This is a genomic window from Methylomonas sp. BW4-1 (genome assembly GCF_052474385.1).
Window position 1 is genome coordinate 4,877,344 of the sequence record NZ_CP184125.1, and the last position, 13,524, is coordinate 4,890,867.

The 13,524-nt window shown below is 48.5% G+C and carries 11 protein-coding genes and 1 rRNA gene; 11 read left to right on the forward strand and 1 reads right to left on the reverse strand.

Annotation, left to right across the window (positions count from 1 at the left end; genetic code table 11):
* Positions 1–9: 9 nt before the first annotated feature.
* A complete protein-coding gene (locus tag ACH5Y9_RS22600; RefSeq protein WP_445367671.1) occupies positions 10–2,373 on the reverse strand; it encodes a penicillin-binding protein 1A in 2,364 nt (787 codons plus the stop codon).
* Positions 2,374–2,583: 210 nt separating this feature from the next.
* Here ACH5Y9_RS22600 and ACH5Y9_RS22605 point away from each other — a divergent pair, with 210 nt between their 5' ends.
* From ACH5Y9_RS22605 to ACH5Y9_RS22655, 11 genes are all read left to right on the forward strand, one after another.
* Entirely contained in the window at positions 2,584–3,645 is a 1,062-nt protein-coding gene (locus ACH5Y9_RS22605; protein WP_020483743.1) for a pilus assembly protein PilM, read from the forward strand.
* Positions 3,645–4,217, forward strand: coding sequence for a PilN domain-containing protein (locus tag ACH5Y9_RS22610; protein WP_445367672.1), 573 nt, complete (start codon positions 3,645–3,647; stop codon positions 4,215–4,217). The genes ACH5Y9_RS22605 and ACH5Y9_RS22610 overlap by 1 nt, the downstream gene beginning before the upstream one ends.
* Complete coding sequence (locus ACH5Y9_RS22615; protein ID WP_033156771.1) at positions 4,214–4,840, forward strand: type IV pilus inner membrane component PilO; 627 nt, start codon at positions 4,214–4,216, stop codon at positions 4,838–4,840. The genes ACH5Y9_RS22610 and ACH5Y9_RS22615 overlap by 4 nt, the downstream gene beginning before the upstream one ends.
* Positions 4,837–5,394, forward strand: a complete 558-nt coding sequence (locus ACH5Y9_RS22620; protein ID WP_101052641.1) for a pilus assembly protein PilP — start codon at positions 4,837–4,839, stop codon at positions 5,392–5,394. The genes ACH5Y9_RS22615 and ACH5Y9_RS22620 overlap by 4 nt, the downstream gene beginning before the upstream one ends.
* Before the next feature lie 2 nt (positions 5,395–5,396).
* Positions 5,397–7,640 (forward strand): type IV pilus secretin PilQ, encoded by a 2,244-nt coding sequence (pilQ, locus tag ACH5Y9_RS22625; RefSeq protein ID WP_445367673.1) that lies wholly within the window; start codon positions 5,397–5,399, stop codon positions 7,638–7,640.
* 141 nt (positions 7,641–7,781) lie between these two features.
* Positions 7,782–7,907 carry an LPS translocon maturation chaperone LptM gene (gene lptM / locus ACH5Y9_RS22630; protein ID WP_084153286.1) on the forward strand — a complete coding sequence of 42 codons (126 nt, stop codon included), beginning with the start codon at positions 7,782–7,784 and terminating at the stop codon, positions 7,905–7,907.
* Between the two features lie 3 nt (positions 7,908–7,910).
* Positions 7,911–9,161, forward strand: a complete 1,251-nt coding sequence (lysA, locus tag ACH5Y9_RS22635; protein ID WP_445367674.1) for a diaminopimelate decarboxylase — start codon at positions 7,911–7,913, stop codon at positions 9,159–9,161.
* A 5-nt stretch (positions 9,162–9,166) separates the two neighbouring features.
* Positions 9,167–9,994: a diaminopimelate epimerase gene (dapF, locus tag ACH5Y9_RS22640; protein ID WP_445369917.1), complete on the forward strand. Its 828-nt coding sequence runs from the start codon at positions 9,167–9,169 to the stop codon at positions 9,992–9,994.
* Positions 9,991–10,680: a DUF484 family protein gene (locus ACH5Y9_RS22645; RefSeq protein ID WP_445367675.1), complete on the forward strand. Its 690-nt coding sequence runs from the start codon at positions 9,991–9,993 to the stop codon at positions 10,678–10,680. The genes dapF and ACH5Y9_RS22645 overlap by 4 nt, the downstream gene beginning before the upstream one ends.
* Before the next feature lie 5 nt (positions 10,681–10,685).
* Positions 10,686–11,579 (forward strand): tyrosine recombinase XerC, encoded by an 894-nt coding sequence (xerC, locus tag ACH5Y9_RS22650; protein ID WP_445367676.1) that lies wholly within the window; start codon positions 10,686–10,688, stop codon positions 11,577–11,579.
* 400 nt (positions 11,580–11,979) lie between these two features.
* Positions 11,980–13,513 (forward strand): 16S ribosomal RNA (locus tag ACH5Y9_RS22655).
* Positions 13,514–13,524: the final 11 nt, after the last annotated feature.

The window sequence follows — 13,524 nt, forward strand, 5'->3', positions numbered from 1 at the left end:
CGAAGTGTTTTAAAATAACGCTTCTTCTGCAAATAATTCATCCTCTTCGGGTTCTTCAGTTTTTGGTGCCGATTTTGCCGTTGGTACGGTTTCTTCGCTGAAATATTCCCAAATGCCTCCCCTTGCTTCTTGATCTAGCAATAACCCGTCTGCTGGGTTGATGTAAGCCTGGACTATCCCAGCTGGTTGCGTTAATGGTTTTTCCGGGAAGTTTTGTTGTACGGCCTTCATGAATTTAATCCACATCGGTAAGGCGGCTTTGCCGCCAGTCTCACCATGTCCAAGCGGTAATGAATTATCGAAGCCTATCCATGCAGAGGCCACTATATCGGTAGCAAAACCGTTAAACCAAGCGTCTCTCTGTTCGTTCGTGGTGCCTGTTTTACCCGCCAAATCGTTACGGCCCAATTGTTTGGCCTGAGTTGCCGTGCCGCGCTGTACAACATCTCTCAGCAGGCTGTTTACTAGGAAATTAATTTTTGCTGAAATAGCGCGCGGCGCGCGGTTTGGTGGCGGCGGGTCTTGGGCGGGGCAATCGGCACACGCCAGGGGTGGGTTGGCTTGGAACAACAGGTTACCTTTGTGATCTTCGATGCGTTCGATGAAATAGGGTTTTACCAAAAAGCCGCCATTGGCAAAGACCGCATAGGCCGACGCCATACGCAACGGTGATGCATAGCCGCTACCCAAAGCCAGAGACAGCGTGCCGGGCAATTGTTCTTTATCGAAACCAAAGCGCATGGCTGTATCGATTGCCTGAGGTATTCCGATTTCCTGCAGCAATCGCACTGAGACCAGATTGATCGATTCCCGGAGCGCAACCCGCAATGATGTCGGCCCCAGAAAGCGGCGGCTATAGTTTTCCGGACGCCAGTCGTTTTCTTGCGAAGGGTCCTCGATTACGATGGGGGCGTCGTTAATGATGCTGGCCGCGGTGAAGCCTTTCTCCAAGGCAGCAGTATAAATAACAGGCTTGAATCCCGAGCCCGGTTGGCGTTTGGACTGCGTAGCCCTGTTATATTTGCTGTGATAAAAATCAAAGCCGCCACATAACGCCAAAATCGCGCCATTGTTGGGGTTAAGCGCTACAAAAGCAGCTTCAGCAGTCGGAATTTGCGTGAGTGCCCATTGGTTATTTTCTAACTGTCTAACCCAGATGATGTCGTTGGGTTTGAGAAAAGCTTTGCCGGTGCCGATATTTTTTTCCGGGTACGGTCTTGCCCATTCAATATTATTCCAGGTTATGTCGATCTGCGTATGGTCATAGAGTTTTGCGGTCACACCGGAATCGGCTACTGCTGTTACCAAGGCTTGCCGGGTATCTCCAATAACAGTGTCCTCAATTTGAATCCCCTTTTTTTGTACATTCTTATGTGGAACACCGCGATATCCGTGGCGCTCGTCATATTCATGCAAGGTTTTTTGCAAAGCGTCTTCTGCTGCTAACTGAAATTGACTAGGGATGGTGGTGAAAATTTTCAAACCCAAGGTATAGGCTGTCTCGCCATACTTGGACATAACTTCTTGCCTAACCATTTCCGCGATGTATGGCGCCTGTAGCTCGACATTTATCGGCTGAATCTCCGCATTATCAACTGCTTGCACGGCAATTTCGTAATCGCTCTGGCTTATATAGTTTAAATCCAGCATTCGGCGCAACACGTAGTTCCGTCGCTCTATAGCGCGCTGAGGATTGGCTATGGGATTGTAAATGGACGGCGCTTTCGGCAGGCCGGCAATCATCGCTTGTTGATGCAGAGTTAACTCGGAAATATCTTTACCGTAGTAGGTTTGTGCGGCTGCTGCGACGCCATAGGCACGTTGACCCATATAAATTTTGTTCAAATAAAGATCCATAATCTGATCTTTGGAATATTGCCGCTCTATTTTCAGGGCAAGAATGATCTCCTTGAGCTTACGTAAATAGGTTTTTTCGTTACTCAGCAGGAAATTGCGGGCAACTTGCATGGTGATGGTGCTGCCGCCTTGGCGCTTCTTGCCGGTGAGGGCTAATTGGCTTACCGCTCGCAGCAGACCTTTGAAATCGACGCCGTTGTGTTTGTAAAAGCGGTCGTCTTCCGCGGCGATAAACGCTTTGATCAATTGCGGCGGAACTTGCTCAATGTTGATCGGGATTCGGCGCTTCTCGCCAAACTGAGCTATCAATAGATTGTCTTGGCTGTAGATGTTCAACGGCATCTGATATTGAACATGCTGTAACTGGCCGATGTCCGGCAGTTCCTTGTCGAGTTCGATTAGGAAAAAATAAGTGGCGATCAGAAATGTGCCGATAAAAGCGAAAAAGAAGAAGGCCAGCCACTTAAAAAGTGTCTTGATCAGAGACTTGGGTTTGGGAGCTTTCTTAATGGGCACTGAAATTCAAACGCACTGCTAAAATACAAATTGCCGGTCAAAATAAACCCTTTTGATAATAGGAACAACCTAAAGTTACTTATAAAGTGGTTTATCTAAGAGGATGAAATTAAAAAAACCTACTATACTTCTGACCCATGTGGGTTCTGCACCTCGTCTGAGCATGCTTGAGCCAAATTCAATCATATTCGATCTAAAAAGGGTTCATTCATGAGCTGGTTGAGCAGGAATCCGTCGGCTGTGCTGGGTGTGGATATTAGTACAGCTGCGGTTAAATTGTTGGAATTGAGCCGGGTCGGTGCTCGTTACCGGGTAGAAAGTTACTCGGTGGCGCCCTTACCTCAAGATGCGATAGTCGATAAGAACATCACCAATATAGAGCAAATCGGCGCGGTAATAAAAGCGGCGGTCAAGCAATCCGGTACTCGGGCAAAGCAGGCGAGCGTTGCGGTTGCCGGTTCCTCGGTGATGACCAAAATCATTTCGATGCCCGCCTCCTTGTCTGATAGGGACATGGAGGAGCAGATCATGGTAGAAGCGGATCAGTACATTCCTTATTCGCTGGACGAAGTCAATCTCGATTTCGAAGTCCAGGGCATCACCAAAAATAACCCGGATATGGTTGATGTGTTGCTGGCGGCTTCTCGACGGGAAAACATTGAAGACAGGGTGGCTGCGCTGGCCTATGCCGGCCTGAAGGCTGTCGTCGTCGATGTGGAAGCTTTCGCGATGGAAAATGCGTTTTCGTTGTTGGCGGATCAGTTACCGGAAGGTGCCGGCAATATGACTGTTGCGATTGCCGACATTGGCGCAACCATGACCTCTCTGAACATTCTGCATGAAGGTAAAACTGTTTATACCCGGGAGCAAGGCTTTGGCGGAAAACAGCTAACTGAAGAGATTCAGCGCCGCTATGGCCTGTCGTATGAAGAAGCCGGTCTGGCCAAGAAGCACGGCGGCTTGCCGGATAATTACGTCACGGATGTGCTGGAGCCCTTCAAAAAAGCCATGTTGCAGCAAATCGCCAGATCGTTGCAATTCTTTGTTTCCTCTAGCGCCAATCGCGGCGTCGATGCCTTGGTACTTGCCGGTGGTTGCGCGTCAATCGCGGGTTTGGACAAATTGGTGGAACGCGACCTTGGCATCCCTTCTTACATTGCCAATCCGTTCATCAATATGGCGCTTTCTAACCGGGTCAAGCCGCAAAGTCTGAGCAACGATACGCCTGCGATGATGATAGCGTGCGGTTTAGCGCTAAGGAGTTTCGATTAATGGCAAGAATTAATTTACTCCCCTGGCGAGAAGAGCTGCGTAAAAAAAAGCAGCAGGATTTTGTGGCGGGTATTGGTGCCGGTATTTTGGTGACAGCACTGATTTTGGTCGTGGTCTATATGTATATCGAAGGGATCAAAGAGTATCAGACCCGCAGAAACACGCTACTACAAAACGAAATAGCCATCTTGGATAAGCGAATTCAAGAAATCAAAGAAATTGAAGATAAGAAAAACCGGTTATTGACCAAAATTGAAGTCATCCAAAAGTTGCAGGAAAGCCGTCCCGAGGTGGTGCATTTATTCGATGAATTGGCCAAAACCACGCCGGATGGTATTTACCTGACGAAGTTTGCCCAGGCAGGAGCGGTTTTGACGCTGGATGGGAAGGCGGAATCCAATGCGCGGGTGTCCGCTTATATGCGGGCTATCGATAACTCGCCGTGGATGAATACCTCGGTACTGACTGTTATCAAGGGCGAGGGTAAGAAGGATGGGCAGATGAATGACTTCACCCTAACTGCCAAGCAAGGTAAGAAGGTCGATAAGCCTCAACTAGGAGCCGTCAAATGAATTTGTCTGAAATCAATTGGGACATTAATTCGGCGGGCAGCTGGCCAACGCCACTAAAAATCATCGTCATTCTTATGTTTGCGGTATTAACAGCGGCGGCTGGCATTTATTTTGTGACGGTGCCGCAGTTGGATGAATTGGATGTGCTTGAAAAACAAGAAGAGAGTTTGAAAAGTGCGTTTGAAGTTAAGCAAAAAAAGGCTGTCAATCTCCAGGATTACCGCGATCAGCTGGATCAAATCGAAGCGTCGCTAGGTGAGATGCTGAAGCAGATGCCTACCAAAGCTGAAGTTGCCAGCTTGTTGGTTGATATTTCCCAAACCGGATTGGCAAGTGGCCTAGAGTTTAAATTGTTCCAACCCAGTACCGAAATTAACAGAGAGTTTTATTCTGAATTACCAATTGGTATCCATGTCGTCGGGAAGTATGAAGAGCTGGGATTATTTGTCAGCGGTTTAGCTTCCCTACCCCGGATTGTGACGGTGCACGATGTGGTCATGACGCCGATGGGTAAAGAAGGCAAAGATGGTATGAGCATGACGGCAACGATAAAAACCTATAACGAGGGCGAAACAGCGCAAGCCGCTGGCGGACCGGCTGCTAAGAAAAGGAGAGGGCAATGAGGTGCGTCGGTGTGAAAGTGTTTCCGACCCTGCCGATGTTGAGTTTGCTTTTGGTTGGGATGGTCGGATGCGGTGGCGACGATGTCAGCGACTTGACCAAATATATTGAAGAGGTAAAAGCTCGTCCCAAGTCTGCTATCGAACCCTTGCCTGAAATTAAAGTGGTTGAATCGTTTATATTCAAGCCCGATGGATTGAGGGATCCGTTTAGGTCAATTGAAAGAAAAGATGACGATAGCAATGTCGACGTCTCCGGTATCAACGGTATTAGACCTGATATAGAACGCCGGAAGGAAGAGTTGGAAGCCTACCCTCTGGACAGTCTGCGCATGGTTGGAACGCTACGTAACGACAAAGGCTATTGGGGTTTGGTAAGAGCTAGAGATGGGACTATCCACCGCGTACAGGTTGGGCATCACATGGGGCAAAATTACGGCAAGATACTGCGTATTCTTGACGACAAAATAGAGCTAATGGAAATCGTACCTGATAAACCGGGCACTTGGCGCGAACAACAGTCTTCACTAGCATTGGCCGATGAAAAAGGGTTATAGAAATGAGTATTAAACAAAATAAAAACGGATGGAAAGTGGCCGGCTTCGGTTTCTGGTGTTCAGTGTTGCTGAGTTGTTTTGTGCATGTTGCGCTGGTGCACGCCGATGATGGAGCAATAAACAACTTGGAGTTTTCCACCTTGGCCGGAAACCAAGTGCAAGTGCAACTGGAAATGGATGGCCCGATAGTGGAGCCGAAAATCTTCCAGACCGATAACCCTTCTAGAATCGCATTGGACTTTGCCGGCGTAAAAAGTAATCTGGCAAAAAAAAGCTTTCCGATCAATCAAGGTGCTGCAGGCACGGTATATGTGGTTGAGGCTTCGGGGCGGACTCGGGTTATTATCAATTTGGTAGAAAAAGTGCCTTACGAAACCAAAATCGAGGGCAATAAAATTTATGTGGTGTTGAAGTCCAGCGGGACCGTTGCTGCGGTAAACCGAGCCGTACAGCAAGCGCCTGCTGCGAAGGATTCGGTGATTAGTAAATTTTTGCCGGAACAAAACATAAAAAGTATTGATTTCCGACGGGGGCCAAACGGTGAGGGACGCTTGTTGTTGGGTTTATCAGCGGCAAATACTGTCGTGGACGCTAAACAAAATGCCGGTAAAGTGGTTTTAAGTTTCCTAAACACCAAGTTGCCGGAGTCTTTAGTTAAAAGTTTTGACGTATCCGATTTTGCGACACCTGTACAAAAAATCGAAGCCTCTCCCAGAGGCGATAGCGTCAACATTGTCATAACACCCAACAATGGTAATTACGATTACTCGTCCTATCAGTCCGATAATTTATTGACGGTTGAGTTTCGGCCGTTAACACCGGCGGAAAAAGAAGCGCAGCAAAAAGAAAAATTCCCGTATATCGGCAATAAGTTGTCATTGAATTTTCAAGATATCGAAGTGCGTTCGGTGTTGCAAATTCTGGCCGACTTTACCGAGCTGAATATCATTGCTGCTGATTCGGTCGCGGGCAATGTCACGCTTAGATTAAACGATGTACCTTGGGATCAGGCTTTGGAGTTGATTTTAAAATCCAAAGGCTTGGCAAAAAGACAGAACGGCAATGTGGTGATGGTGGCGCCGGTTGCTGAGATCATGAAAATCGAGCAGGAGGAGCTGGATTCGAAAAAAATATTCGAAGAGTTGGAACCGTTAAAAACCGAAAATATTCAGATCAATTACGCAAAAGCAGGGGAGATTTGCGGTGTATTAATGGGGGTGGGGAATAGCTCGCAAGGTGGTCAGTCCGGTGCAGGTGCAAGCAGTGGCGGAGGTGGTGGTTGCGGCGGTGGTAGTGGTAGTTCCGTCGCGTCGCAACAGGCCGGTTCCGGCCAGAATAGCCAAGGTGGCGGTCCAGCAAGTATGCGATTGCTATCGCCACGCGGTACGGCGATTGTCGATGCCAGAACCAATACGCTGATTGTCAAGGATACGGCAAAGGCTATGGAAGATGTACGCAGAATGATCAAACTATTGGACGTGCCTGTGCGCCAAGTGTTGATCGAATCGCGAATCGTCATAGCGGATACTTCGTTTGCGCAGAACTTGGGTACCAAATTTGGGGTGGCTCATAAAGCCGACGTAAATAGCGGAACGCAATACGGAATGACGGCCAGTGGTGCGGAAACCAGCGAAAATTCGCAAATTCTGTCGGATTTGGGATCTGCATTGGCAGCTTCCAGCGGAGGTGCTTTGGCCTTGACCTTGGCGCGCGGAGCGGATTATCTTTTGAACCTTGAGATCAGTGCATTGCAAGACGATGGTAAAGGTGAGTTGGTGTCCAATCCGCGGGTAATGACTAGCGACATGGTGCAAGCTTCAATCAAACAAGGTGTGCAGATTCCGTATCAAACCCAAAGCCAGGCGACTGGTCCGGTGACGGAGCTGGTCGATGCGGTGTTGGAGCTGAATGTCACGCCGCAGATTACGCCAAGCGGCAGTGTTATCATGCTGCTCGACATCAAAAAAGATTCGCCGGGAACACCTTTGGCTACAGGCGGTAACGCAACGGTACCTATCGATACCCGGCAGTTGAAAACCAAAGTTCAAGTTGAAGATGGCGAGACGGTAGTGTTGGGCGGCATCTATGAGTCGACTGTTCAGGAATCTTACAATACTGTGCCTTGGGTGTCGGATTTACCGGTGATTGGCTGGATGTTCAAGAAAAGTGTAAAAAACGATACCAAAAAAGAGTTGTTGGTGTTTATTACGCCTAAAGTGGTGAAAGAGTCGATGACGATAAAGTGAGTCTTCGTCTGGCCTAGCGACAAAAAGGGGCTTCATGCCCCTTTTTTTGTGGCTTGCCGAGATTGGTTAGCTGTCTTGCGTTCGTTCTTTTAAGCTGTCGGCTATGCTATATTCCGCATTCACCCGATAATCGTTACGAACATGACGACAAACAAAATTTTAACTCTAGTTCTTTGGGCGCTATTGTTGCAGGCCTGCGGTCAGACCGGACCTTTGTATATGCCGGATAGCCCGCCGCCAATTTACGTACCCAAACAAGATAAATAAACCATGGATTTTTTTAATTATCGGCAACACGAGCTGTTTGCCGAAAGCATTCCTGTTGACAAAATTGCCGAAAACTACGGTACTCCCTGCTATGTCTATTCGCGCGCGACCTTGGAGAGGCATTGGCAAGCCTTCGATCAAGGCTTTGCCGGGCACCCGCACCTTATTTGTTATGCCGTAAAAGCCAATTCAAATATTGCGATTCTCAACGTGCTGGCGCGACTTGGGTCTGGGTTCGACATCGTGTCGCTTGGCGAAATGCAGCGCGTGCTAGCTGCGGGCGGCAGTCCTGACAAAATTGTGTTTTCCGGTGTCGGTAAACGCGAGGACGAAATCTTAGCGGCGCTGAAAATAGGTATACGCTGTTTTAATGTTGAAGTCAGTGGCGAACTTGATCGGATCAACCGTTTAGCCGGTGAGCTGGGTGTTATTGCTCCCGTGTCTTTCCGGGTCAATCCGGATGTTGATGCTAAGACGCATCCCTATATTTCCACCGGCTTGAAAGAAAATAAATTCGGGATCGATATCAAGCAAGCCATTCATGAATATCGGCGCGCCGCGCAGATGCCGAATATCCAAATAGTCGGTATCGATTGCCATATTGGCTCTCAATTAACTGAAACAGTGCCGTTTTTGGATGCATTGGATAGGGTGTTGGCGTTAGTCGATGAGCTGCAAGAGGAAGGTATTGAATTGCACCATCTCGATTTAGGAGGCGGGCTGGGTATTTGTTATCGCGATGAGCACCCACCGCAACCTTCTGAATATATTTCAGCTCTGCTGCAGCGTTTGGCGGGACGGAGCTTTGAAATTCTATTGGAGCCGGGGCGCGCCATCGTCGGCAATGCGGGAATATTGTTAACCAGAGTGGAATACCTCAAGCCAACAGAGAATAAAAATTTTGCTATTGTGGATGCGGCCATGAATGATCTAGTCCGGCCGGCTTTATACGGGGCGTGGCAGGCAATCATTCCGGCGAATACCGAAAGCGATCAGTCCGAGTTGGATTGGGACATCGTGGGGCCGGTGTGCGAGACAGGTGACTTTCTGGGTAAAGCGCGGTGGTTAAAGTTGAAACAAGGCGATTTATTGGCGGTTCGTTCAGCGGGAGCCTACGGGTTTACGATGAGTTCAAACTATAACTCGAGGCCACGAGCGGCGGAGGTAATGGTGGATGGCGATAAAACGCATCTTATTCGATCCCGAGAAACTCTGGAGCAACTATGGGTTGGCGAGCAGCTTTTACCTGAGTAGCGATGATGATTAATTTCACCAAAATGCAGGGGCTGGGCAATGATTTTGTTGTGATCGACGCTATAAACCAGCCAATCCAATTGACGACCGGACAGATTCGATTTTTGGCGGATCGCCATTTTGGCGTGGGCTGCGATCAATTGTTATTGGTGGAAAAGCCGGTTAGCGATAACGCCGAGTTTAAATACCGGATTTTCAATGCTGACGGTAGCGAGGTTGCGCAATGTGGAAACGGTGCGCGTTGCTTCGCACGCTTTGTGCGCGACAAAGGCTTAAGTAATAAGGACGAAATTACTGTTGATACCGATGCGAGACAACTGACGCTTCGATTCGATGCGGGCGGTTTGATCACCGTTGACATGGGAGTTCCTGCGCTTGAGCCTGAGCAAATACCGCTAAATGTTTCCGAACAGTCCACGTTATATAACGTGACTTTGGCGGACACAGAAGTTGCATTCGCAGCTGTTTCTATGGGGAATCCTCATGCGGTTATCCAGGTCGATGATGTAATCAGCGCGCCCGTTTCATCTATCGGCGCTAGGTTGGAGAGTCATGAGCTGTTTCCGGAGCGAGCTAATATTGGTTTCATGCAAATTGTTAATCGTCGACAAATCAAGTTGCGAGTTTACGAGCGTGGCGCAGCCGAAACGCTGGCTTGTGGCAGCGGGGCTTGCGCTGCTGTTGTGGCCGGTATCGAGCAAGGTTTGTTGGAGCAGGATGTTCAGGTTCAACTGCCTGGCGGGGAATTAATCGTTAGCTGGCTTGGTAGTGGTCATCCTGTCATGATGACGGGAGCAGCGACTACGGTATTCGAAGGACAAATAAAGTTATGAGCAGTGAACCAAAAGTCTTATTGACCGAAGCCCTCGTTAAGGCCTATCTGCAAGAACATCCCGAGTTTTTCCAAAATCATTTGGATTTGCTGGAGAAGATGCATATCCCACATCCCAGTGGTAATGCAATATCGCTAATATCCAAGCAACTTGAAATTTTTCGGGCGAAGCATCAGGAGCAAGAAAATCAATTGACCGCGTTGATCGATATTGCCCGGGAAAATGACGCTTCTTTCAATCGCATGCATGAGTTGACTCTGGCCATGTTGGAAGCAAATACCCTGGAGGACGCGGTAGCAAATTTAAGTGAGGTGTTGGCTGAATGTTTTTTCACTGATTTCGTAGCCATTAAAATCATTAAAGAACAACCGCTCTCGCCTATCAGTAATTTATTCGTTGGAGCTGATGATGCTAACTTGAAGCATTTTTCCAATGAATTAACCACAAACCACCCGAAATGCGGTCGGCCGACCTTAGCGCAAGCGAGGTTTTTGTTTGGAGACGTGGCTGCGGAAGTTCGCTCGTGTGCGATCATTCCTATGGTGTTTACGCAGCTTGATGGGTTGTTGGCGATCGGCAGTCGCGATGAGTCGCGCTTTCACTATAGTATGGGCAGCATATTTCTTACTCAAATGAGTGAGATTATCGGGACTCGTCTTATATCATTGCTACACCAAACGGATTGATTGTCATGCATGCCGAAGCAGATGAGGCCTTGCTGCGGTATTTTCGCTATTTGGTTTCGGAAAAGCGCGTTGCAGATCATACGTCAACAAACTACCAAAGGGATTTAAAACGTTTTCAAAGTTTTTGCGCTAGGCAAGGGTTCGTGTATTGGCAGCAAGTTCAGGATCGTGATGTGCGGAATTATATTGCCGGGCGTCATAAAAACGGTATCGGCAGCAAGACGATTCAGCGCGAACTCGCTGCTTTACGCAGTTTTTATCGATTTTTACTCAAAGCTAAGCAAGTGGAGCATAACCCTGCTCAGCATGTGCAAGCGCCCAAAATTTCAAAAAGGCTGCCACATGTTTTGGATGTCGATCAGGTTGTGGGGATGTTAAATGCGACGCCGGATTCGATTTTGGAAATCCGCGATTTGGCAATGTTTGAATTGTTTTACTCATCTGGGTTGCGACTGAGCGAGTTGGTAATGCTTGATTTGTCTGACATCAATCTTAGCGAAGGCTTTTTGAGGGTGCGGTTTGGTAAAGGCGGCAAGCAAAGGCAATTGCCGGTTGGTAGCAAAGCGCTTGATGCGCTTAAGGTTTGGCTGGCAAGTCGGCCTGAGGGGGAGTGGCAGGCAGTGTTTGTTTCCCTGAAGGGGCTTCGATTATCTCAAAGAAGCGTGCAACTTAGATTGGATCGTTGGGGCAAAAAAAACGGAATAGCCGAGCACCTTCATCCTCATATGTTGAGGCATTCGTTCGCAAGCCATTTGCTTGAAGCCAGTAAAGATATTAGGGCTGTGCAAGAGTTGTTAGGGCATAGCAATATATCGACTACTCAGATATACACGCACCTGGATTTTCAACATTTAGCGGCTGTTTATGATCAAGCACATCCGCGCTCGCGCAAGGGTTGAAGGCTGTTGAATAAAAAAGTTCTTGACGTGGGGATGTTGGGTGATTAGAATGAGCGGCTCTTCACTGATCTGGCTTTTAAGTTTTAGCGGTGAAGCGGTCGGTTTAGTTCGGCAGGTTTGAAGCTGTTGATTGACGGGTTTGTTTTTTGAGTTTCGGTTTTTGAAATGACTTAAAAATAAATTTGACAAACACTGAAAACGCTGTAGAATATGTCGGCTCAACAGAGCGAAATGCTCTGGCTCTTTAACAAACGAAATCGAAATAATTTGTGTGGGTATGTGTAGCGACTATGTGCTGTTAGAAATAGTCGACACAGAAACCACGTCAATTCGCAAGAAAAGATGTTCTGTAGTCGAGCCAAGATTGGTCACTAATCTTATTTAGTGACAAGTTAAAATTAAACTGAAGAGTTTGATCATGGCTCAGATTGAACGCTGGCGGTATGCTTAACACATGCAAGTCGAACGGTAGCAGGCCTTCGGGCGCTGACGAGTGGCGGACGGGTGAGTAATGCATAGGAATCTGCCTATTAGTGGGGGACAACGTGGGGAAACTCACGCTAATACCGCATACGCCCTACGGGGGAAAGCTGGGGATCTTCGGACCTGGCGCTAATAGATGAGCCTATGTCGGATTAGCTAGTTGGTGGGGTAAAGGCCTACCAAGGCGACGATCCGTAGCTGGTCTGAGAGGATGATCAGCCACACTGGGACTGAGACACGGCCCAGACTCCTACGGGAGGCAGCAGTGGGGAATATTGGACAATGGGCGAAAGCCTGATCCAGCAATACCGCGTGTGTGAAGAAGGCCTGAGGGTTGTAAAGCACTTTCAATAGGAAGGAATACCTATCGGTTAATACCCGGTAGACTGACATTACCTATACAAGAAGCACCGGCTAACTCCGTGCCAGCAGCCGCGGTAATACGGAGGGTGCAAGCGTTAATCGGAATTACTGGGCGTAAAGCGTGCGTAGGCGGTTGTTTAAGTCAGATGTGAAAGCCCTGGGCTTAACCTGGGAACTGCATTTGATACTGGGCAACTAGAGTTTAGTAGAGGGGAGTGGAATTTCAGGTGTAGCGGTGAAATGCGTAGAGATCTGAAGGAACACCAGTGGCGAAGGCGGCTCCCTGGACTAAAACTGACGCTGAGGTACGAAAGCGTGGGTAGCAAACAGGATTAGATACCCTGGTAGTCCACGCCGTAAACGATGTCAACTAACTGTTGGGTTCTTAAAGAACTTAGTAGTGGAGCTAACGTATTAAGTTGACCGCCTGGGGAGTACGGCCGCAAGGCTAAAACTCAAATGAATTGACGGGGGCCCGCACAAGCGGTGGAGCATGTGGTTTAATTCGATGCAACGCGAAGAACCTTACCTACCCTTGACATCCAGAGAATCTGTTAGAGATAGCGGAGTGCCTTCGGGAACTCTGAGACAGGTGCTGCATGGCTGTCGTCAGCTCGTGTTGTGAAATGTTGGGTTAAGTCCCGTAACGAGCGCAACCCTTATCCTTAGTTGCCAGCGGGTCATGCCGGGAACTCTAGGGAGACTGCCGGTGATAAACCGGAGGAAGGTGGGGACGACGTCAAGTCATCATGGCCCTTATGGGTAGGGCTACACACGTGCTACAATGGCCGGTACAGAGGGCTGCGAACTCGCGAGAGTAAGCGAATCCCAAAAAGCCGGTCCCAGTCCGGATCGCAGTCTGCAACTCGACTGCGTGAAGTCGGAATCGCTAGTAATCGCGGATCAGAATGCCGCGGTGAATACGTTCCCGGGCCTTGTACACACCGCCCGTCACACCATGGGAGTGGGTTGCAAAAGAAGTAGGTAGTTTAACCTTCGGGAGGGCGCTTACCACTTTGTGATTCATGACTGGGGTGAAGTCGTAACAAGGTAGCCCTAGGGGAACCTGGGGCTGGATCACCTCCTTACAAAGACGGCA